Source organism: Allomesorhizobium camelthorni (genome assembly GCF_011045125.1).
Taxonomy (GTDB): domain Bacteria; phylum Pseudomonadota; class Alphaproteobacteria; order Rhizobiales; family Rhizobiaceae; genus Allomesorhizobium; species Allomesorhizobium camelthorni.
The window spans coordinates 1-20,542 of sequence record NZ_JAAKZF010000006.1 but is presented as its reverse complement, the minus strand read 5'-3'; the positions used below and the strand labels follow the sequence as shown (position 1 = coordinate 20,542).

At 62.9% G+C, this 20,542-nt stretch carries 17 protein-coding genes, 1 tRNA gene and 1 pseudogene; 10 read left to right on the top strand and 9 right to left on the bottom strand.

Annotated features, from left to right (window positions below; translation table 11 throughout):
- Positions 1-58: 58 nt before the first annotated feature.
- Positions 59-1,222, bottom strand: coding sequence for a cysteine desulfurase family protein (locus G6N73_RS07265; RefSeq protein WP_165025406.1), 1,164 nt, complete (start codon positions 1,220-1,222; stop codon positions 59-61).
- A gap of 226 nt (positions 1,223-1,448) precedes the next feature.
- Between G6N73_RS07265 and G6N73_RS07260 the strand changes: the two genes are divergently transcribed.
- Positions 1,449-2,123 (top strand): alpha/beta hydrolase, encoded by a 675-nt coding sequence (locus tag G6N73_RS07260; RefSeq protein WP_165025403.1) that lies wholly within the window; start codon positions 1,449-1,451, stop codon positions 2,121-2,123.
- On the opposite strand, the gene G6N73_RS07255 is transcribed toward G6N73_RS07260, so the two are convergent.
- Together G6N73_RS07255 and G6N73_RS07250 are read right to left on the bottom strand one after the other, a co-directional pair.
- A complete protein-coding gene (locus G6N73_RS07255; protein ID WP_165025746.1) occupies positions 2,124-2,405 on the bottom strand; it encodes a helix-turn-helix domain-containing protein in 282 nt (93 codons plus the stop codon).
- A gap of 11 nt (positions 2,406-2,416) precedes the next feature.
- Entirely contained in the window at positions 2,417-2,728 is a 312-nt protein-coding gene (locus G6N73_RS07250; protein WP_165025748.1) for a type II toxin-antitoxin system RelE/ParE family toxin, read from the bottom strand.
- Between the two features lie 275 nt (positions 2,729-3,003).
- Here G6N73_RS07250 and G6N73_RS38230 point away from each other — a divergent pair.
- A pseudogene (locus G6N73_RS38230) lies at positions 3,004-3,189 on the top strand (YegP family protein); the annotation flags it as partial.
- A 257-nt stretch (positions 3,190-3,446) separates the two neighbouring features.
- Here the strand turns inward: G6N73_RS38230 and G6N73_RS07240 are convergent.
- Positions 3,447-4,571 (bottom strand): anhydro-N-acetylmuramic acid kinase, encoded by a 1,125-nt coding sequence (locus G6N73_RS07240; protein WP_165025399.1) that lies wholly within the window; start codon positions 4,569-4,571, stop codon positions 3,447-3,449.
- Between the two features lie 105 nt (positions 4,572-4,676).
- Between G6N73_RS07240 and tyrS the strand changes: the two genes are divergently transcribed.
- Positions 4,677-5,930, top strand: a complete 1,254-nt coding sequence (gene tyrS / locus G6N73_RS07235; protein WP_165025397.1) for a tyrosine--tRNA ligase — start codon at positions 4,677-4,679, stop codon at positions 5,928-5,930.
- A gap of 210 nt (positions 5,931-6,140) precedes the next feature.
- Here tyrS and G6N73_RS07230 read toward each other — a convergent pair whose 3' ends face one another.
- Positions 6,141-9,548, bottom strand: coding sequence for a DUF3971 domain-containing protein (locus G6N73_RS07230; protein WP_165025395.1), 3,408 nt, complete (start codon positions 9,546-9,548; stop codon positions 6,141-6,143).
- Positions 9,549-9,641: 93 nt separating this feature from the next.
- On the opposite strand from G6N73_RS07230, the gene G6N73_RS07225 reads away from it, so the two are divergent.
- The 4 genes from G6N73_RS07225 to clpX all read left to right on the top strand — a co-directional run bounded on the left by G6N73_RS07225 (position 9,642) and on the right by clpX (position 13,678).
- Positions 9,642-10,109, top strand: coding sequence for a peroxiredoxin (locus tag G6N73_RS07225; protein ID WP_165025393.1), 468 nt, complete (start codon positions 9,642-9,644; stop codon positions 10,107-10,109).
- Positions 10,110-10,249: 140 nt separating this feature from the next.
- Positions 10,250-11,353 carry an FAD-dependent oxidoreductase gene (locus G6N73_RS07220; protein WP_165025392.1) on the top strand — a complete coding sequence of 368 codons (1,104 nt, stop codon included), beginning with the start codon at positions 10,250-10,252 and terminating at the stop codon, positions 11,351-11,353.
- A 133-nt stretch (positions 11,354-11,486) separates the two neighbouring features.
- On the top strand, positions 11,487-12,119 hold the full coding sequence (locus G6N73_RS07215) for an ATP-dependent Clp protease proteolytic subunit (RefSeq protein ID WP_165025390.1): 633 nt from the start codon (positions 11,487-11,489) through the stop codon (positions 12,117-12,119).
- A gap of 290 nt (positions 12,120-12,409) precedes the next feature.
- Positions 12,410-13,678: an ATP-dependent Clp protease ATP-binding subunit ClpX gene (gene clpX / locus G6N73_RS07210; RefSeq protein ID WP_165025388.1), complete on the top strand. Its 1,269-nt coding sequence runs from the start codon at positions 12,410-12,412 to the stop codon at positions 13,676-13,678.
- Positions 13,679-14,048: 370 nt separating this feature from the next.
- Here the strand turns inward: clpX and G6N73_RS07205 are convergent, their stop codons facing one another.
- Positions 14,049-15,362, bottom strand: coding sequence for a DUF1513 domain-containing protein (locus tag G6N73_RS07205; protein WP_165025386.1), 1,314 nt, complete (start codon positions 15,360-15,362; stop codon positions 14,049-14,051).
- Positions 15,363-15,642: 280 nt separating this feature from the next.
- On the opposite strand from G6N73_RS07205, the gene lon reads away from it, so the two are divergent.
- Both lon and G6N73_RS07195 read left to right on the top strand, forming a co-directional pair.
- Positions 15,643-18,057 (top strand): endopeptidase La, encoded by a 2,415-nt coding sequence (lon, locus tag G6N73_RS07200; protein WP_165025383.1) that lies wholly within the window; start codon positions 15,643-15,645, stop codon positions 18,055-18,057.
- A gap of 197 nt (positions 18,058-18,254) precedes the next feature.
- Positions 18,255-18,527, top strand: a complete 273-nt coding sequence (locus G6N73_RS07195; RefSeq protein ID WP_165025381.1) for an HU family DNA-binding protein — start codon at positions 18,255-18,257, stop codon at positions 18,525-18,527.
- 179 nt (positions 18,528-18,706) lie between these two features.
- On the opposite strand, the gene G6N73_RS07190 is transcribed toward G6N73_RS07195, so the two are convergent.
- On the bottom strand, positions 18,707-18,946 hold the full coding sequence (locus G6N73_RS07190; protein ID WP_165025378.1) for a hypothetical protein: 240 nt from the start codon (positions 18,944-18,946) through the stop codon (positions 18,707-18,709).
- Between the two features lie 198 nt (positions 18,947-19,144).
- Positions 19,145-19,393, bottom strand: a complete 249-nt coding sequence (locus tag G6N73_RS07185; RefSeq protein ID WP_165025375.1) for a glycine zipper domain-containing protein — start codon at positions 19,391-19,393, stop codon at positions 19,145-19,147.
- A gap of 200 nt (positions 19,394-19,593) precedes the next feature.
- Between G6N73_RS07185 and G6N73_RS07180 the strand changes: the two genes are divergently transcribed.
- Positions 19,594-20,118 carry a hypothetical protein gene (locus G6N73_RS07180; RefSeq protein ID WP_165025372.1) on the top strand — a complete coding sequence of 175 codons (525 nt, stop codon included), beginning with the start codon at positions 19,594-19,596 and terminating at the stop codon, positions 20,116-20,118.
- A gap of 181 nt (positions 20,119-20,299) precedes the next feature.
- Here the strand turns inward: G6N73_RS07180 and G6N73_RS07175 are convergent.
- Positions 20,300-20,376 (bottom strand) — tRNA-Asp (locus G6N73_RS07175).
- Positions 20,377-20,542: the final 166 nt, after the last annotated feature.

Here is a 20,542-nt window from a genome sequence, read left to right as displayed (position 1 = left end):
CTGCAAACCAGCCGCCCCGAAAACACACCGCTCATGGCCTTACGGCCGTTTCCGCCGTTCAGGCGGCCTTGGTCCTGCCGGCACGCCGCGCCAATAGGTCGCGCAACGCCGCCGCAAATTGCACGATCTCGGCATCCGTGGTTGCCTGCCCGATCGAAACGCGCAGCGCGCCTTCCGTATCGGCGTAGCCCATCGCTTTCAAGACATGGCTTGGCCCGACGCGTCCCGAAGAACATGCGGAGCCGGCCGAAAGCGCCACCCCGGCGAGATCGAAGGCGATCTGCGCCGTCTCGGCCTTGATGCCGGGGATGGCGAAGAACACCGTATTGGCCAGCCGCTCGGTGGTGCGCCCGAATATCCGCGCGTCGGGCGCGGCGGCCAGCACCAGATCCTCGATGCCGTCGCGCATGGCGCGGACAGCCCCGATTCGTCCAAGATTCTCCACCGCATGCCGAGCCGCGGCGCCGAAGCCTGCAATTCCCGGCAGGTTCTCGGTGCCGGCGCGGTGGCCCTTTTCCTGACCGCCGCCGGCAATGAGCGGCTTCGGCATCATCAGGTCCGACGCGCCGACGATCGCGCCAACCCCTTTCGGGCCGCCGATCTTGTGCGAGGACAGTATGAGGAAATCGGCGCAACCAGCCGTAATGTCGAGCGGAATCCGCCCCGCAGCCTGCACCGCGTCGAGCGCCAGCACGCCGCCTGCGGCCTTCACCAGCGCCGCGATCCGGCCAAAAGGCTGCACCACGCCGGTCTCGTTGTTCGCGGCATGAACGGCGACCAGCGGCAGGCCCTCGCTTTTATCGTGCTCGTCCAGCGCGGCCTTCAAGGCCGCCAGATCCATCACGCCCTGCGCATCGACGCCGATCCTGGTCACGCGATCCGGAGCAAAACTCCCGCCCGCCAGCAGGCAGGGATGGTCGGCCTCGCAGACATAGAGCCGCGACATGCGGATCGATCCCCGCCCCATGCGCCAGTCCGGCGAAAGCAGCGTCGCCGCCGCTTCCGTCGCGCCGGAGGTGAAGACGACATGTTCTGCCTTGGCATTGACCAGCGTGGCGACATCGCGGCGCGCCTCCTCGACGATCCTGCGGGCGGCGCGTCCCTCGCTGTGCACCGACGACGGATTGGCCGTGACGTCGAGTGCGGCAAGCATCGCCGCGCGCGCCTCTGGCAGCAGCGGAGCGCTTGCATTGTAGTCGAGATAGGCGCGTAGTGCGGCCATTCCGCTCAATCTGTCCTGTCAGTCTGCATTCGGGCGCGGCCGGACGTTATTTCCTTGAAATTCCAAGGCAAGCCGTCCTATTTACCCGCTTTGCCGAACGGGCGGCATCAGCCACCCAGTTTTGAACAATTCTAAACTAGCTTCTAGAAAGACGCCTGTCGCGCGTCAAGGCCAGAGGATGAATTGTTCCAGCCGGCAAGCGTTTTTGTAGGAACTGGAGTCATTCATGCCTGAGGTCATTTTTACCGGTCCGGCGGGTCGCCTGGAAGGCCGTTATCAGCCGTCGACCGAGAAAAACGCGCCGATCGCGATCGTGCTCCACCCGCACCCGCAATTCGGCGGGACGATGAACAACAAGATTGTCTACGACCTCTTTTATATGTTCCAGAAGCGCAACTTCACGACATTGCGCTTCAATTTCCGCGGCATCGGCCGCAGCCAGGGCGAATTCGACCATGGCACCGGCGAATTGTCGGACGCCGCCGCCGCGCTCGACTGGATCCAGTCGCTGCATCCGGATTCAAAGAGCTGCTGGGTCGCCGGCTATTCTTTCGGCGCCTGGATCGGCATGCAGCTTCTGATGCGCCGGCCGGAGATCGAGGGTTTCATTTCGGTCGCCCCGCAGCCCAACACCTACGACTTCTCCTTCCTGGCGCCCTGCCCTTCCTCCGGGCTGATCATCCATGGCGACGCCGACAAGGTCGCGCCGCCGAAAGATGTCCAGGCCCTGGTCGACAAGCTGCATACGCAAAAGGGCATCACCATCACGCAAAAGACGCTGCCCGGCGCCAACCATTTCTTCTCAAACGACATGCAATTGCTGATCGACGAATGCGCAGACTATCTCGACCGGCGCCTTGCCGGCGAATTGTCGGACCCGCGCCCGAAAAGACTGCGGTGATCAGGCCGCGTCGGCGATATCCAACCTGACAGTCAGACCCGCTTTGACCGCTAGGCCGACAAGCGCCTCGATGCTGAAATTGTTGATCTTGCCTCTCAGCAGATCGTTCAGCCGAGGCTGGCTTATCTCCAATCTTCGTGCGGCTTCCTTCTGAGTGACATTCCAACTCCGAATCCTCTGCTCGACGGCAATCAGCAGGTTGGAGCGCATCGTCATCTCGGCCGCTTCTTCGGGCGTGTCTTCCAGCGCATCCCAGACATTGTCGAATATCTGCTGTTCCATCTTCTTCTCCATCAGATTTTCCTGAAGCGCTGGATAGCCAGATCGAGATCTCGCTTCGCCGTTTGCTGGCTTTTCTTCTGAAACGCGTGCAGCACAAAGACCATCTCACCGACGCTGGCGACGTAGATGATCCTGAACGCGCCGGCCTCGTCGCGGATTCGGATTTCCCGCACACCTGGCCCGACCGTTTTCATCGGCTTCCAGTCGCTGGGCTCGATTCCGTGCTGGACCTTGAACAACTGAACACCAGCCTCCTTTCGGGCGGAGAGCGGGAATTGCTTTATCTGCTGTAGCGAATCTCCGAGAAAATTCAGTCGCTTCATCTTCGGGCTCACTCTATATCAGAATTGATATAAGCTCAATAACTAACCGATGCGGGGGAGGCGGGACGGCACATGGAAGCCGGCGAATTGTCGGACTCGCGACCGAAAAGACTGCGGTGATCTATAAGTTACTGCTAACAAAGCCCCTTCATAAACTGTCCCATCTGCGCGCATCGCTTCGGTGGAAAGTCTAGCCTGTCACTCGACAGCCGACTTACTGCGTGGCAGCTTTTGCTTGTGACCGAATCACAATCTCACATGAGGGGATACCGCCCGTGAGCAAATTCGAAATCTACAAAGACAAAAAGGGTGAAACGCGCTTCCGCTATCGCGCCGCCAATGGCGAGATCGTGTTCAGTTCGGAAGGCTACAAGGCGAAAGCCTCGGCAACGAAGGCGATAGAGTCGATCAAGAAGAACGTAGCGACGGCGACAGTCGAAGAAGTCGTCCCTGCCGCCAAGAAGGCGCCCGCAAAGGCGGCCAAGCCTGTGGCGGCCAAAGCCAAGGCCGCTCCCGCCAAGGCAGCCAAGTCGATCGCGAAAAAGGGCGTGGCAAAGGCCGCGGCGGCGAAGGCTAAACCGGCGGCAAAGGCCAAGCCCAAGGCAGCACCAAAGGCCAAGGCCTCCGCGTAACAGGCGGTCTTCCGCGTCGAGCTGCGTCTGCTCCGGTCCGCTCGCTCCCGGCGAGCCGGAGTTTTCTCTGCGGATCGGCGACGACGCTACGGCTTCGCCAGCACGCCGCCGCTGACCGGTTCGCGGCATCCGGTCGTCGTCGGAAAAGTCAGCGGCAAGCCTTTCAGCGAGCGCATCGCCAGATAAGCCCAGGCTTCCGCCTCGGTTGCGTCGCCGTCCAGTCCCGCATCTTCGGCGACGATCACCCGTGCGCCGACCTTCTCCGCCCCGGCTTTCAGGTCGCCGACGATGTGCGGATTTTTCCGCCCGCCGCCGCAGACGATCCAGAGTTTCGGCTTTTCCGGCATGTGCTCGGCCGATTTCAGGATCGCCTCGGCCGAGACTGCGGCAAGCGTCCTGGCGCCGTCCGAAAGCTCCAGCCCGCGCGCAAGGTCGAGCGTGAAATCGTTGCGGTCGAGCGATTTGGGGCCGGATTTCTCGAAGAACGGGTTTTCCAGGTAGCAATCCACCACGGTGCTGACCACGCCGCCTTCGCTGGCGATCGCCCCGCCGGCGTCGAACGGCACGCCGCCCTCCCGGCTGACCCACTGGTCGATCAGCGTGTTGCCGGGGCCGGTGTCGAAGGCGACCGGCGCGCCTTGCGCCGGCACAAAGGTCACATTGGAAATCCCGCCAATATTGACGAACACGACCGGGAATTTTCCCGCAAAAGGGTTTGGCAGCGAGCGCGCGAGCGCCGCATGATAGGCGGGCACAAGCGGCGCGCCCTGCCCGCCATGCGCCATGTCGTTGGCGCGCATATCGCAGACCACGGGAATCCCGGTTTCGCGGGCAAGCAGCGCGCCATCGCCGAGCTGCACGGTCACGCCGGCCGCCGGCCGGTGCAGCACCGTCTGGCCGTGAAAGCCTATGATGTCAGGCTTGCCCCAGTCGCCGGCCTCCGATTTCAGGAACGCCTCGACCGCCACCGCGTGCCTCAGGCTGATTTCACGTTCCAGTTCGGCGAGACCGCCCGACCGGTCCTCGCGCTTGACTATTGCCTTCGCCGTTTCCAGCGCCTCCTCGATGCGCAGGCGAAACGCTGCTTCGTAGGGCACGAACATTGACGGCCCGGCTTCGATATGGTTTTCGCCGTCGGTCTTCACGAACGCGATGTCGATGCCGTCCATGGACGTGCCGCTCATCAGGCCGATCGCGCATAGTGCCGCCATTTTCGCCGCCGTTCTTGTGATTCCTCGTGCGCGGATGCTAAACGCGCGCATCCACTCTTGCCATGGCGGGCGCGCGCCCGCCGCGATGTTCCCCGGGATAGCAAAATGTCCGCCTTCAAGTCCGACTTCCTGCGCACAATGTCCGAGCGCGGCTTCATCCACCAGACTTCGGATGATGCCGGTCTCGACAGGCTTTTTGCGACGGAGACGGTGACGGCCTATATCGGTTTCGACGCGACCGCCAGGAGCCTGCACGCCGGCTCGCTGATCCAGATCATGATGCTGCACTGGCTTCAGCAGACCGGCCACCGGCCGATCGCACTAATGGGCGGCGGGACTTCGATGATCGGCGACCCATCCTTCAAGGACGAGGCGCGCAAGTTGCTCACGCCCGCCGACATCGAGGACAACCTCGCCGGCATCCGCCGGAATTTCGCGCCTTACCTGAATTTCGGCGAAGGCCCCGGCGACGCTATGATGGTCAACAATGCCGACTGGCTGATGGAGATCAACTACGTCAACTTCCTGCGCGATGTCGGCCGGCATTTCTCGGTCAACCGCATGCTGGCTTTCGATTCGGTGAAGATGCGGCTCGACCGCGAGCAGTCGCTGTCCTTCCTCGAATTCAACTACATGATCCTGCAGGCCTACGACTTCGTCGAGCTCTACAAGCGCTTTGGCTGCCGCCTGCAGATGGGCGGCTCCGACCAGTGGGGCAACATCGTCAACGGCATCGATCTCGGCCGCCGCATGGAGAATGCGTCCCTCTTCGCGCTCACCACGCCGCTGCTCACCACCTCCTCCGGCGCCAAGATGGGCAAGACGGCGTCAGGCGCCGTCTGGCTCGATCCGGAAATGCTGAGCGTCTACGACTTCTGGCAATACTGGCGCAACACCGAGGACGCCGATGTCGGCCGTTTCCTGAAGCTCTACACGACGCTGCCGATGGACGAGATCGCCCGGCTCGAAGCGCTCGGCGGCTCCGAGATCAACGACGCCAAGAAGATCCTGGCAACCGAGATCACCGCGCTTCTGCATGGCCGCGCCGCCGCCGAGCAGGCGAGCGAAACCGCGCGCAAGACCTTCGAGGAGGGCGTCACCGCCGACACGCTCCCGACGGTGGAGATCGGCCGGGACACGCTGGAGGCCGGGATCGGCATCCTGTCGCTGTTCGTGACGGCGGGGCTCGCGGCCTCGAATGGCGAGGCGCGCCGCCACATTCAGGGCGGCGCCATGCGCCTCAACGATCAGCCCGTCGCCGACGAGCGGCGCATGGTCACGCCGGCCGACCTGACCGCCGACGGCGTGGTCAAGCTGTCGCTCGGCAAGAAGAAGCACATTCTGGTGCGGCCTGTGTGAGAGTCTGTCTCCCCCTTGCGGGCAGGCCAGTCGCATATGGAACCTGTTTGCAGGCCGGGCTCACCTCCAAGCGCCCTCGTGGTTCGACAGGCTCACCATGAGGGCTACTGGACGATTCGCCACGACTGCGACTTGGCAGAGCCAGACGCAGATGCCCAAAATCCCTCATGGTGAGCCTGTCGAACCACGGGATTTTGGGCGGCTTTAACTTCAATTATACTCAAAAATGGACCGGAATATCCCCGGCGCGATGACCGATAGCGGGTTGACCTGGAGTTGCGGCGACTTGACCGGGCCTTCCAGCTTGTAGGTCACGCCGATCAGCCCGCGGTCGCGGCCGTTACCCAAAATCACGCCGAACAGCGGAATCTCGCCGAAGATGCGATTCAGGCCATAGGCCGGCATGAAGGTGCCGGTCATGGCCATGCGGTCGTTCTTGTCGTAGAGCGTGCCCTGGAAGGTCGTGCCGATCATCGGACCGCGCAGCACGCCATTGTCGAGCTTCAGATAACCGTTTCCCTTGTCGATCTGCGTGGCGCCACGCTCGAATTGTACCCGCGACGTGTCGATGTCCTTGCGGACGGCCTGGTTCAGGCTGCGGTCGCCGCCCGCCGGCGCGGTCGAGACGATCGAGGCGAGATTGGGTTCGTTGACCACCCAGAAATTGGTCGCGTCGACGCGGCCCCGCATCGGCCCGTCGCCCTTGCCGGCCAGAGCGAGCGTGATCGCGCCGCCTTCCATATGCTCGTAGATGTTGAGGAAGCGAAGGATCGCGCCGGCATCCGACGACTGCATGTCGAGCTTCCGGCTGCCGCCTTCGGAAGCGTTCTGGACCGTCACTTTTCCGCCAGCCCCAGACACGGCCGAGACTTTCAGGCCGTTCACCTTGGCGCCGGCGCCGCTGTAGTCGAGCTTCACATTGGACAGTCTCTCGCCGTGAAAGCCGCCCAGGCTTTCCACGTCGAGCGTCAGCGAAACCGGCGCCGAACCGCCCGATGTCATCGTGCTCGCCGCGTCGGAGGTGAATTGCTTGATCAGCGAGCGTGCATCGAAGGATGCACCCTCGACCGCCACGGAATAGCCCCTGCCGGTGCGCTCTACGGTCACGTCGACATCGTCGCTGCGGTTCAACTGCACTCTGTCGAAATCGGCTTTCGCCAGCCCGCCATTGGCCAGCGTCACCGCGCCCTCGATCGCGAAGGATTTGCCCGACAGCGAGAAATCAGAAAGCGTGGTGGTGTCTCCGTCCTTGGCGAGCGTGAAGCTCGCCTCGGCCGCGACGCCCGGCCCCTTGCTCCAGCCGGCCCAGGGAATGTCGAGCCTGGCCTTCGTCAGATCGGCCTTGACCTGCTGCGTCGCGCCCTGCCCGTCGAGTTCGACGCGCACCGGGCCCGAAACCATCAGCGACAATCCCGGCGCTAGCGCGTCGCGCGTTTTGTCGTCGAGGATGAGCGCTATCTTGCGCTGGCGTTCGGGGCCTGCGGGCCGGAGCGGCTCCACCAGCTCGATCTCCGCCTCGGCCCCGTTGAGCTTGCCCTTGGCGGATATGACCGCCTTGTCCGGGTCGACGGTGATCGTGCCGTCGGCATCGCTCAGGGTTTGGCCATTGAACGGCTTGGCCACGGCGAGTTCGGCATAGTTCAGCCTCACCAGCCAATCGAGCGTGCTGCGGTCGATGCCCTTGTGCAGCGGAATGTCGGCCTTCACATTTCCCGAAACCTGCCCGGAAAAATCGTCGGGCGTCAGGTCTATGAAGCGCATCCCGTTGATCGGCTCGTAGGAGGCGAGTTCGGTCACGGCCGCCGCGTCTCCGGTCACGTCGATATCGAGCGCGCCGATCACCGGCTTGCGGTTGGCCTGCTTGATGGCGAGCGTACCGTTGCTTGCGGCGACGCTGCGGCCGCTCGGCATATAGACCGTGCCCGATGAAAGCGCGATGTCGATGTCGTGGCCGGCGAATTCGACCACGCCATTGGCGTCGCGCACCGGCGGTATAAGCCCGGCCGTGTCGAACCGCGTGCCATCGACCTGGAAACGGCCGGAAACCTCTTCCGGCGACAGCGGCACGCCATTGCCGAGCCGGCCGGGCAGCACGCGAAGCTGCATGCGGCCGTCGGGCACGCGCCCGCCGAACACATGATCCAGCACCCACAATCGCGCCTTGTCGGCCCCAAACCATGGCCAAAGCTGCTTCACATGCGAAACCTGCATGTCGCTCACCGTGAAGGCCAGCGCGAAGCCCGGCGCCTTGCCCGGCACGAAATCGAGCGAGGCCGAGCCGAACGCCTCGCCGGAGCCGCTCTTGATCGCCACCTCTTCGGCGACCAGCCGGTTGCTGCCCGGCGTATAGACGCCGTTGATGCCGGTCATGAAATTGAGAGCCGGCTCCGGCGAATCGCCGGGCGCGAGCGTGGCGCTGCTGCTTACGAGTTCGAAGCGGTAGGCCGGCTCCTCACCGGCTTCATCGCTCCGAGGTCTCGGTCCGACCGCGCCGTTGAATTCGAAATTGTTGCGTCCGCTGGCGACGTGAAGCCGGTCGATCTCGATCTTGCCCGAGCCGGCGACGAGCGTTGCGGCGGCCGAAGCGCTGCCGGCGAGGACGCCGCGTGCGCCGAGGTCGAGAGCCGATTCGTGCAGAGTCAGCGCCGCTTGGAGCCGGGCCGGCTCGGCGCCGATCCCTTCCTGTCCCGAAAGTCTGATGTCGATCGCGCCGAGGCGATTCAATCCTTTGCTGGCCTGTTCGCCGGGCAAAGCCGGTTCAGGTGCGGCGGCCGCCGATTGCAGGTCGAGCACGCTGATGCGCCGCGAAACCGGGTCGCGCACAGCCGAACCCTCCAGCGTCACGGCGCGGCCGTCGATCTCGGCTGCGGCGGAAAACGTCAGCTTGCCGGGGCCGGAGGCCGCAAGCGTCGCGCTGACGATCCTGACCACCCTTATCCTGCCGTCTTCCGGCAGCACGATCTCGACATTTTCCAGGTCGAGGCGGTCCGCCGCTCCGGGGCGCACCGCGTCGAGCGCGCGGTGGAGGCGGTCGAACGTCACCTCGATCACGCGGTCGGGATCGATCAGGCCCGCCTCGTTGCGCAGCACATTCGTCCAGTCGACGCCGTCCTGTTCGGGCATCACAGCCGCCATGATGCGGGCGTTTGAGATCGAGGCGCTGCCAAGTTGCACGTTGCCGGAGAGCAGCGGCAGGAAGCGCACGCCGAAGCGCATGACGCCGGCGTCCACCATCGGCGCGCCGTCTTCCCCCTTTTTCAGGCTGACGTCGCGCACTTCCAGCGCCACCAGGCTCGAGCCGTCGAGCGACAGGCGCGCCGGACCGACCGCTGCGTCGACATCCATGCCGGCAAGAGTGCTGATCGCCTTCTCGGCTTCCAGGCGGAGCCGCTCCGAACCGAGGCCGGATACGCCCGCTGCATAGACCAGGCCGGCGATCAGTCCGAGTACAGTAACGGTGACCGCGACGCCGACGGTGCAGGTATTTGCCGTGCGGCGGATCAGGCTCGGCTTCGGTGGCCGGAGATCTTGCCCTTCAGCCGAAGGAAACGCGCCGAGGTCGGCGATTTCGTCGCGCCTGAAGCGAATCTTCTCGTGCTTCCGTAGTTCGTGATCCACACGATATCCTGCATTGAATTCCGGCGTGGACGAATCCGCCGGCGGCATTATAACCCTGTCGGCTCGCGCATGACATCAAACAGGGGCACGGACATGACCGAACTTTCTCCGGGACAGGACGCACCGCAATTCGAGCTGCCGCGCGATGGCGGCGGAACGCTGACGCTCTCGGCCCTGCGGGGCAAGGCGGTCGTCCTCTATTTCTATCCCAAGGACGACACCAGCGGCTGCACCGCCGAAGCGATCGACTTCTCGGCGCTCAAGGCGGATTTCGAGAAGGCCGGCGCGGTCGTCATCGGCATGTCGCCGGATAGCGCCAAGAAACATGACAAATTCAAGGCCAAGCACGGCCTTTCGGTCGATCTGGTCGCCGACGAGGAGCGAAAGGCGATCGAAGCTTACGGCGTCTGGGCCGAAAAGAGCATGTATGGCCGCAAATATATGGGCGTCGAGCGCACCACCTTCCTGATCGACCGCGACGGCAGGATCGCCAGGATCTGGCCGAAGGTGAAGGTGCCCGGCCACGCAGCGGAAGTGCTCGAGGCGGTGCGCGCGCTCTAATCGCTCGGGACCGCTTCTTCCCGGCGGCGTTCATCGTCAATGGCGTGAATCAATTCTGACTGGTTGCCAAGATGGCGCCAGCCTTTATGTTGCCGGCCTCGATTTGAATTGATGCGTGCTGCAACGGGCGGGGAGACAGGGTGAAGGTTGCAGTCGTCGGCGCTGGCATTGCAGGCCTTTCCTCCGCCTGGGCGCTGGCGAAGCGCGGACACAAGGTGACGCTGCTCGAACAGGGCGCGATCCCCAACCCGCTCGCAGCTTCCGGCGATCATCACCGCATCATCCGCCGCGCCTATGGCGCCGCAGCGGGCTACGGCCGGCTGATCACCGAAGCCTATGACGCATGGGATGAGCTTTGGGCTGATCTCGGCAAGAACCATCTCGATCCGCGCGGCTTCATCTGCGTTTCGCGCGAGGCGGGCGACGAGGCCGAGCAGTTTCGCGATGGGCTGGTCGGAGGCGGCTATCCGCTCGAGATGCTCGACGCCGGCGAAGCCGCGGCGCGGTGGCCGTTTCTCGAGCCGGGAACATTTCGCTACGCTTTCTTCTCGCCGGAAGGCGGCGCGCTGCACTGCCGCAAGATCGCGGCGGGACTGGCTAGCTGGCTGCGGAAAAATGGCGTCAACATTTACGAGAACAGCAAGGTCATCGCGATCGACGAGGATCATGGCGAGATCGCGCTCGAATCCGGCGAGAAGATGCGGGCGGACAAGATCATCGTCGCGGCCGGCGCATGGGTGCTCAAGTTATTTCCTCGGCTCGGCGCCGATCTCACAACCTACAGAACGGCGCTCGCCTATGTCGAGCCGCCGGCGGACCTGAAAGCGGCGTGGGAGGCTGCGCCCGTCATACTCGATGTCGGCGGCAAGACCGACGGCTACATCGTGCCGCCCTCCGGCGGAGCCGGCATGAAGTTCGGCTCAGGCCTGCACAAGGTTCCCACCAGCGACGCCGACTGGAACCGTTTTCCGGTCGAAGGCGAGGGCGAGGCGATCCGCGACCTCTTCCGGCCACCGATCGCCCGCATCGGCGAGTACAAGGTGACCGAGGTGGTGACCTGTGCCTACACGTTCACCGCCGACGAAAAATTTCTGGCGGTCGAGCGCGGCAAATGCCTCGTCGTTTCCGCCTGCTCCGGCCACGGCTACAAATTCGGCGCGGCGGTCGGTCGGCGGGTGGCGCGGGCGCTTGAAAGCGGCGACGTGCCGGGCTTGAAGAGATGGCTGCGGGCGGAAGCCGCATAACCGCGTCGTTATCCTGAATTGAGACTCCGCAGGTCGCCCTTGCACAAGGCCGAGCGGGCATCCTATTTAACAGGGGACAATTCAGATCGATTCCGGCTCGCAGGCGCGGACATCCTACAAAGAAGGCTAATCCATGAGGCACCCCGTCGAAACCTACATGAATCTCGTGCCGATGGTGGTCGAGCAGACGAACCGTGGCGAGCGCGCCTATGACATCTTCTCGCGCCTCCTCAAGGAGCGCATCATCTTTATCACCGGTCCGGTCGAAGACGGCATGGCGACGCTTGTGTGCGCGCAGCTTCTGTTCCTCGAGGCCGAGAACCCGAAGAAGGAAATCTCGCTCTACATCAATTCGCCCGGCGGCGTAGTGACGAGCGGACTTGCGATCTACGACACCATGCAGTTCATCAAGCCGGCGGTGTCGACGCTGTGCATCGGCCAGGCGGCCTCGATGGGTTCGCTGCTGCTTTGCGCCGGCCACAAGGATATGCGCTTCGCCACGCCCAACGCCCGCATCATGGTGCACCAGCCGTCGGGTGGCTTCTCCGGCCAGGCATCCGACATCGAGCGCCACGCGCAGGACATCATCAAGCTCAAGCGCCGGCTCAACGAGGTCTATGTCAGGCACACCGGCAAGGACTACGACACGATCGAGCGGACGCTCGACCGCGATCATTTCCTGACCGCCGACGAAGCGAAGGACTTTGGGCTGATCGATAAGGTGATAACGTCGCGCGAACTGATCGAAGGCGCGCCGGCCCTCTGATCGCCCGGCGATGGAAATCATGGCGCGTTTTTGATTGCCCTGCGGCAATTCGGACACAATTTGTTGTTCCCTCGGCGGGGACGGCCACCTACGTTAAGGCGATGTTGAGTTTCGGCGGCTTAGCTTTCAGGCTGGGGCGCCGCGAATCATCATCACGTTTTCTGATTTGTGTTCGTACAGCGTGCGTTGCGGGGCGCCAGAGGTTGGCAGCGGCGTATTCCCGCGATAATTAGGTATGGAGACGCTCAGCCAGAGGACCGGCCGGGTTGCACTGAAAGGACTTGGAAAAGATGAGCAAGGTCAGCAACGGGGGCGGCGACTCCAAGAACACGCTCTACTGCTCATTCTGCGGCAAGAGCCAGCACGAAGTGCGCAAGCTTATCGCCGGCCCGACCGTATTCATCTGCGACGAATGCGTCGAACTGTGCATGGACATCATCCGCGAGGAGAACAAGACCTCGATGGTGAAGTCACGCGAAGGCGTGCCTACTCCGCAAGAGATACTGAAGGTCCTTGACGATTATGTGATAGGCCAGCCCTACGCCAAGCGCGTGCTGTCGGTCGCCGTCCACAATCACTACAAGCGGCTCGCGCACGCGTCGAAGAACAACGATGTCGAACTGGCGAAGTCCAACATCCTTCTGATCGGCCCGACCGGCTGCGGCAAGACGCTGCTGGCGCAGACGCTCGCCCGCATCATCGACGTGCCCTTCACCATGGCCGACGCCACGACGCTGACTGAAGCCGGTTACGTCGGCGAGGACGTCGAGAACATCATCCTGAAGCTTCTGCAGTCGGCCGACTACAATGTCGAGCGGGCGCAGCGCGGCATCGTCTATATCGACGAGATCGACAAGATCTCGCGCAAGTCCGACAATCCCTCGATCACCCGCGACGTCTCGGGCGAAGGCGTGCAGCAGGCGCTCCTGAAGATCATGGAAGGCACTGTCGCCTCCGTGCCGCCGCAGGGCGGCAGGAAGCATCCGCAGCAGGAATTCCTCCAGGTCGACACCGCCAACATATTGTTCATCTGCGGCGGCGCATTTGCCGGCCTGGACAAGATCATCTCGGATCGCGGGCGCAAGACTTCGATCGGATTCTCCGCCACCGTCGCCTCTCCGGAAGACCGGCGCAGCGGCGAGGTCTTCCGCCTGGTAGAGCCTGAGGATCTCTTGAAATTCGGCCTGATTCCCGAATTCGTCGGCCGTTTGCCGGTCCTGGCGACGCTGGAGGACCTTGACGAGCCGGCGCTGATCCAGATCCTGACCGAGCCGAAAAACGCGCTGGTCAAGCAGTACCAGCGGCTGTTCGAGATGGAGAATGTGGACCTGACCTTCCACGAGAACGCGCTGTCGGCGATCGCCAAGCGCGCCATCGAGCGCAAGACCGGCGCGCGCGGGCTTCGTTCCATCATGGAAGCGATTTTGCTGGACACGATGTTCGAGCTTCCGGCGCTGGAAGGCGTGCAGGAAGTCGTGATCTCGGAGGAAGTGGTGACCGGCAGCGCCCGGCCGCTCTACATCTACTCCGAAAAGGAGAAGAAGGGCGTAAGCGCCTGATTTTCCTACACAAGCAATGATTTGCAGCGGCGCCTTCGGGGCGCCGTTTTGCTGTGTGCATTGGGGAAGGGGCACCCCTTTCCGGGGGATAAAATCGACCGCCAGCCGCCGGACGACACGGAAATTTGTGAGCCTTTCCAGCAATTTGGCGGAACAAGGCAGGCGGTCGGCGCCGGAATTTGTGCACAATGTCTTCCGGCTCGCGGTTCGGGCCGCAATTCCTGTCAAAGAAGAGCCGCAGGCTTGCAGGACGGCACATTCTTCACCACCCCCACCCTTTATCCCTCCCCGCAAGGGGGAGGGGGTCGTCAGCGTCCCATTCCAATTACATGCGATTGCCCTGCCGCAAGGGGGAGGTCAACTGGCGGTCTCACGCCGCCGTAATATGGCTGTGGCCGAAGAACACGGGGTAGAGGCAGAGCTCGCGCACGAGACGATGGGTGCCGCGCTCGAACACGAACATGTTCTCCCAATGACCAGTGACGGCATAGTGCTTGTCATCCGGCAGGAAGGTGACGCCGGCGGGATAGCGCAGGCCGACCGTGCGAGTGTCGAGGCTTTTCGACACGGCTCCGGTTGCGCCGTCGAACACCATGACGCGATGCGTGGTGGGGTATGTTGCGATCGCCTCGTCATGGCGCTCGTCGTAGCGGATCGACAGGCCGTGCCGCATGAGCTTCGTCGACTTCGCGTCGCCCATCCTGGTGAGCCGGTTGCGGTAGGCGTCGTATTTCAACGTGGCTGCCGACATGTAGTTGTAGCCGGGGTCCGTCGTGACGTCGGCCTCATAGGCGACGTCTTCGCCCCTGAGCTGGCGTGCATCGTCGCGGTCGCTGCCGTAGCGTGCCTGGATGGCGAAGATGCGGTCCAGCCGTCCGGCCGCAAGGTGGCGCAACTCCGTCTCGTCCCGGCCGGTGATGCGCTTGTCGACCAGCTTGCCGCTCGATACTTCCACCACCGTGATCGACGCCTGCACGACGCCGCGCGGGATGGTGTACTTGCCGGTCTTGGCAGAAATCGTCGAGCCATAATTTGCCGCGACGATGTATTTGCCGTCGGCCGTCAGCCGGATGTCGTGCGGATCGATGCCGTGCGTCGAATAGGCCTCAGTGATTTGCAGCGTCTTGGGATCGCGCACCGTAAGCCGTCCGTAATGTCTTTCGAGCTTGCCCTGGTAAGGTACCGAAGGCGCGCGCTCGGAGAGGATCACCGTTTTCCCGCCGTCGAGATAGATGGCGTGTCCGCCGCCGTGCCAGCCGTCGCCGAGCGAAGGGCCGATGGCCGCAAGCTCCAGCGTCTCCGGGTCGAAGGCGGTGTGCTGCTCGCCGTCCATAGAGCAGAGGACGCCGATCGAGCGGTCCGGCGCGACCTCGACATCGTGTGCGGCGACCGGCAGCAGCGTCTGCTTTATCGAGCCGTCGAATCCGACCCGCGTCAGCATCTTGTAGATCGCCTGGCCGGTGATGGCGCGGTTGAAGCGCCGATTGCTGGCGAGCGGCTTGCCGTTGGCGAAGGCGTGATCCGGAAAATAGCCGGGCACGTAGACAGCGGTTTTCTTCAACTCCTTCGGGACGGCCTTGACTTCAGCACGAGCGGTGGCTTCGGCCGTTCCGGCGGCTGTCGCCGCGCCGGCCAGCGCAAGCAGGGCGCCGCCGGTCAGAATAGAGCGTCGATCAACGGTCATGGCAGTCTTCCGGTCACACTTTCACCACAGCCCAGCGAAAAAGAACTGTCGGCGCCGCAAGCATGAAAACAAGGGCGTCAAAATTGCAAGGCTGGTGCACGGATTCTTGTTCGCTCTTGATCTTTGCGCAACCGGACGCCAACTAACCAATTGTCGGGCCGGGGCTGAATTCCGTGCTGAACTTTCCGTAGCCATTCGGCGTATAGGCGGATCGGTTCGCGGCCGTTAATATGAGATTCGCGGTTGGCCAATGTGCGGCCGCGACATGAAAGGTTGGACAATGGCCAAATTACCCCGATCTTCCGGCAACGGTGTCTACGCAGTCCTCCCACTGCGCGATATCGTGGTGTTTCCGCACATGATCGTCCCGCTCTTCGTGGGGCGTGAAAAGTCGATCAAGGCGCTGGAAGACGTGATGGGCGGCGAGAAGCAGATCCTTCTCGCGACCCAGATGAACGCCGCCGACGACGATCCCGAATCCGATGCGATCTACGACATCGGCACGCTCGCCAATGTGCTGCAGCTTCTGAAGCTGCCTGACGGTACCGTCAAGGTGCTGGTCGAGGGCACCGCACGCGCGCGGATAGCGTCGTTCACCGAGCGTGCAGAATTCCACGAGGCGAAAGCCGTCATGCTTGCCGAGCCCGAAGAGGAAGAGGTTGAGGTCGAGGCGCTTGCCCGCTCGGTGGTCTCCGACTTCGAAAACTACGTCAAGCTGAACAAGAAGATCTCGCCCGAAGTGGTGGGCGCGGCCAGCCAGATCGACGACTATTCCAAGCTCGCCGATACGGTCGCCTCGCACCTTGCGATCAAGATCACCGAAAAGCAGGAAATGCTCGGCACGCTCTCGGTCCGCGAGCGGCTCGAGAAAGCCATGGGCTTCATGGAAGCCGAGATTTCGGTGCTGCAGGTTGAAAAGCGCATCCGCTCGCGCGTCAAGCGCCAGATGGAGAAGACGCAGCGCGAATACTACCTCAACGAGCAGATGAAGGCGATCCAGAAGGAACTCGGCGAGGGCGAGGACGGCCGCGACGAGGCCGCCGAGATCGAGGCGCGCATCAAGAAGACCAAGCTTTCAAAGGAGGCCCGCGAAAAGGCGGAAGCCGAACTGAAGAAGCTGCGTTCGATGTCGCCCATGTCGGCGGAATCGACGGTCGTGCGCAACTATCTCGACTGGCTGCTGTCGTTGCCCTGGAGCAAGCACTCCAAGGTCAAGCAGGATCTTGGCTTTGCCCAGGAAGTGCTCGATACCGACCATTTCGGCCTCGACAAGGTCAAGGACCGCATCGTCGAATATCTGGCCGTGCAGAGCCGCCAGAAGAAGCTGAAGGGGCCGATCCTCTGCCTCGTCGGCCCTCCCGGCGTCGGCAAGACCTCGCTCGGCAAGTCGATCGCCAAGGCGACCGGCCGCGAGTTCATCCGCATGGCGCTCGGCGGCGTGCGTGACGAGGCCGAAATCCGCGGACACCGCCGCACCTATATCGGCTCGATGCCCGGCAAGGTCATCCAGTCGATGAAGAAGGCGAAGAAATCCAACCCGCTCTTCCTGCTCGACGAGATCGACAAGATGGGCCAGGATTTCCGCGGCGATCCGTCCTCGGCGCTGCTCGAAGTGCTCGATCCGGAACAGAACTCGACGTTCATGGACCACTATCTCGAGGTCGAGTACGACCTGTCGAGCGTGATGTTCGTGACGACGGCCAATACGCTGAACATCCCTGCGCCCCTGATGGACCGTATGGAGATCATCCGCATCGCCGGCTACACCGAGGACGAGAAGGTCGAGATCGCCAAGCGGCATCTGATGCCCAAGGTGGTGCGCGATCATGCGCTGCAGCCGAAGGAGTTCTCCGTCGACGACGACGCCATCCGCGGCATCATCCAGACCTACACCCGCGAGGCGGGTGTGCGCAGCCTGGAGCGCGAACTGATGAAGCTCGGGCGCAAGGCGGTGACCGAGATCATCAAGACGAAGAAGGAATCGGTGCAGATAACTGCCGAAAACCTCTCTGACTATCTCGGCGTGCCGCGCTTCCGCTTCGGCCAGGTCGAGGCGGACGACCAGGTCGGCGTGGTCACAGGGCTGGCCTGGACGGAAGTGGGCGGCGAGTTGCTGACCATCGAAGGCGTCATGATGCCCGGCAAGGGCAAGATGACGGTCACCGGCAACCTCAAGGAGGTGATGAAGGAATCGATCTCCGCCGCGGCATCCTATGTCCGCTCGAGAGCTATCGATTTCGGCGTCGAGCCGCCTTTGTTCGACAAGCGCGACATCCATGTGCACGTGCCGGAAGGCGCCACGCCCAAGGACGGTCCGTCGGCGGGCGTCGCCATGGCGACCTCGATCGTCTCGATCCTGACCGGCATTCCGGTCCGGGCCGATGTGGCGATGACCGGCGAGATCACGCTGCGCGGCCGGGTGCTGCCGATCGGCGGCCTCAAGGAAAAGCTCCTCGCCGCCCTCAGGGGCGGCATCAAGAAGGTGCTGATCCCGGAGGACAATGCCAAGGATCTGGCCGAGATCCCCGACAATGTGAAGAGCGGGATGGAGATCATCCCGGTCGCCAGGGTTGGCGAGGTGCTCAAACATGCCCTGGTCAGGATGCCGGAACCCATCGAATGGGTCGAACCGGTGGGTCCCGTCGCGACGCCGCCGGAAGCTGTCGACGACGCCGGCAAGGCCTTTGCCCACTAGGTAAAACCGCCGATTGTGCACTGCAACCTGAAAGCCGGGCTTCGCGCCCGGCTTTTTCGTGTGAAAAACCCCGGAATTCCGCGCTTTTTCTTGGTTTTTGGTGAGATTCCCGCTTGGTTGGAGGAACAGTTCTTTCTACAGTCCGTTTCCTGCCGGTCGAGTCGTTTGTCCCGGTTTTCTCATGGAAGGAAATTTTTATGAACAAGAACGAACTAGTGTCTGCCGTCGCCGAGTCGGCCAATCTTTCCAAGGGCGACGCGCAGTCTGCCGTTGAAGCGGTATTTTCCGTGATCACCGGCGAACTCAAGAAGGGCGGCGATGTCCGCCTCGTCGGCTTCGGAAATTTCACCGTGTCAAAACGCGCTGCTTCGACCGGCCGCAATCCGCAGACCGGCGCCGAAGTGAAGATTCCCGCCCGCACCGTGCCGAAATTCTCGGCCGGCAAGGGCCTCAAGGACGCCGTCAACTGATATCATTGCGATCAAGTTGCAGTCCGAAAAGCCGGGTTCGCCCCGGCTTTTCTTTTAGGGCCCCTAGCGTCGCCGGCTAGAGCAAGCCGCCCGATTTCGGAATCGGGCATCTCGCTCTAGCTTTTTTGTTTTCGCATCGTTTTTGCCGAAAACCGGCATCCACTTTTCGGCACGATGCTCTAGATTCCGAGCATTTTCTTTGCTTCGCCGAGCGCTGCCAGCGAACCGGCATGGTCGCCGGCATTGTGCAGGTCTTCGCCCTGCTTGCGCAATTCCTTGACCTTGGTCATGTCCGCTTCCGAAAGAGAGGCGGTCGGCAAGGCCGCGTCGATTGCGGCCATTTGCGTCGGACAGGAATTGGCGAACGCGCTCGCCGGCGCGATCGTCAGCAGAAGAGCAAGTGAAATGGAACGTAGCATCTTAGTCCTCCCTGCGGGGTTGCGAATGCGATGCGAGACCAGCCCACCATGATACGCTGAAGGCCGGAACGCCTCAAATAAACGGGGATTGCGACGTTTTTATTCCCTGCACCGGAGGCGTTTCCATCCTGCTGCCTTTTCCAAATCACGCCGACGGTAAGGGTGGAAGCCGTCGCTAACCGCCGCGCCTATGCAAGCTCAGCAATCGGCGATGAAGCGGCGGCCGTAGCGGTCGCGGTAATAGCATTTGCCGGGTTCGCTGGCGTTGCCGATCAGCGCGCCGGCGACCGCGCCGATACCGCCTCCCACCACCGCTCCGCCGGCATCGCCGCTCGCGGCGCCGCCGATTATTGCTCCGGTCGCTCCGCCGATCACGGCGCCCTTTTCAGTCTGGCTGCACGCGGTCAATGCGGCCATCGCGGCCACGGCGATCAACATGTTACGCATTTTGGCATTCCCTCTCTGGATCTGGACTGCCCACCAAACCCGCCGCGGGGCCGATTGTTCCGGCGGGGCAAGGGCGGAGCCGCAGGGCGCGCCTGAACCCTGTTCAAATCACCGTGAAACCAACTGAAGCCCTGGAACGGCCGACACGCCGCCGCGTTCCCTGTTCACCGAAGTTGCACTCCAACAGGAGGAGGCATGCCATGGCTTACCGCGAATACTTCCACACGCCGGTGACGCAAGGCGACATCAAATGGGGTTTCCAGCAAGGCCTGGTAGCGGGCGTCGTCGCAGGTATTGTGTTTGCCGTTTTCGAAATGCTGGTGAGCGCGTTCATGATGGGAGCCGGCGCGTTCTTCATGCCCCTGCGCATGATCGGCGCCATCGCTCTTGGTTCGCAGGCCCTTGACCCCGGCTACTCGCTTTGGACGGCGGGGTTTGCCGGCGTTGTCGTCCATCTTGTGCTCGCCATCATATACGGGCTCATATTCGGGGCGATTGCGACAATGCTGCGAGGCGCGGCCGCCTTGATCGGCGTCGGCTGGATTTACGGACTGGCCCTGTGGCTCGTGAATTTCTACGTGATCGCGCCGACGATATTCCCGTGGTTCCTGGATGCAAATCCGGTGGTGCAGTTCATCGCCCACACCTTCTTCTTCGGCGCAGTGCTCGGGTTGTGGTTCTGGAACGCGCAACAAAGAAGCGGGTTAAACGAGCCGACGGCGTAGGGCCTGGCCCATCCGCGGATGGGGCCGCGCGGAGTTCCGGCTGAACGCAGTCGAACGTGCTCGGCCCAACTCCGACCGCGGGCTACCCGGTTACAGATGTCCGCAATACGATAAAAGCTCCGAACGGCCGGCGAGCCGTTCGGAGCTTTCATGAACCACCTGAATTAAGTGATTGAATAGATGGCGCGAGTGACGGGGCTCGAACCCGCGACCTCCGGCGTGACAGGCCGGCACTCTAACCGACTGAGCTACACCCGCGCACTGACGCTGCAACAGAGTGCGGCGTCGTTGGGCGTGGGATTAAGGGGTTCGGCATGGCCTGTCAAGCGGTGCGATGGCTCAATAAAGCCATTCGATGCGCGCTTTTGCGGAGCCGGCCAAAAACGCCGCGGCATCGCCTGAGGTGTGTTGAGATTCAGGTGAT

Excerpts from the sequence above, each read along its gene's own strand:
- G6N73_RS07265 (WP_165025406.1), bottom strand. The coding sequence starts at position 1,222 with ATGGCCGCACTACGCGCCTATCTCGACTACAATGCAAGCGCTCCGCTG.
- G6N73_RS07260 (WP_165025403.1), top strand. The coding sequence starts at position 1,449 with ATGCCTGAGGTCATTTTTACCGGTCCGGCGGGTCGCCTGGAAGGCCGT.
- G6N73_RS07255 (WP_165025746.1), bottom strand. The coding sequence starts at position 2,405 with ATGGAACAGCAGATATTCGACAATGTCTGGGATGCGCTGGAAGACACG.
- G6N73_RS07250 (WP_165025748.1), bottom strand. The coding sequence starts at position 2,728 with ATGAAGCGACTGAATTTTCTCGGAGATTCGCTACAGCAGATAAAGCAA.
- G6N73_RS07240 (WP_165025399.1), bottom strand. The coding sequence starts at position 4,571 with ATGGCGGCACTATGCGCGATCGGCCTGATGAGCGGCACGTCCATGGAC.
- tyrS (WP_165025397.1), top strand. The coding sequence starts at position 4,677 with ATGTCCGCCTTCAAGTCCGACTTCCTGCGCACAATGTCCGAGCGCGGC.
- G6N73_RS07225 (WP_165025393.1), top strand. The coding sequence starts at position 9,642 with ATGACCGAACTTTCTCCGGGACAGGACGCACCGCAATTCGAGCTGCCG.
- G6N73_RS07215 (WP_165025390.1), top strand. The coding sequence starts at position 11,487 with ATGAGGCACCCCGTCGAAACCTACATGAATCTCGTGCCGATGGTGGTC.
- clpX (WP_165025388.1), top strand. The coding sequence starts at position 12,410 with ATGAGCAAGGTCAGCAACGGGGGCGGCGACTCCAAGAACACGCTCTAC.
- G6N73_RS07205 (WP_165025386.1), bottom strand. The coding sequence starts at position 15,362 with ATGACCGTTGATCGACGCTCTATTCTGACCGGCGGCGCCCTGCTTGCG.
- lon (WP_165025383.1), top strand. The coding sequence starts at position 15,643 with ATGGCCAAATTACCCCGATCTTCCGGCAACGGTGTCTACGCAGTCCTC.
- G6N73_RS07195 (WP_165025381.1), top strand. The coding sequence starts at position 18,255 with ATGAACAAGAACGAACTAGTGTCTGCCGTCGCCGAGTCGGCCAATCTT.
- G6N73_RS07190 (WP_165025378.1), bottom strand. The coding sequence starts at position 18,946 with ATGCTACGTTCCATTTCACTTGCTCTTCTGCTGACGATCGCGCCGGCG.
- G6N73_RS07185 (WP_165025375.1), bottom strand. The coding sequence starts at position 19,393 with ATGCGTAACATGTTGATCGCCGTGGCCGCGATGGCCGCATTGACCGCG.
- G6N73_RS07180 (WP_165025372.1), top strand. The coding sequence starts at position 19,594 with ATGGCTTACCGCGAATACTTCCACACGCCGGTGACGCAAGGCGACATC.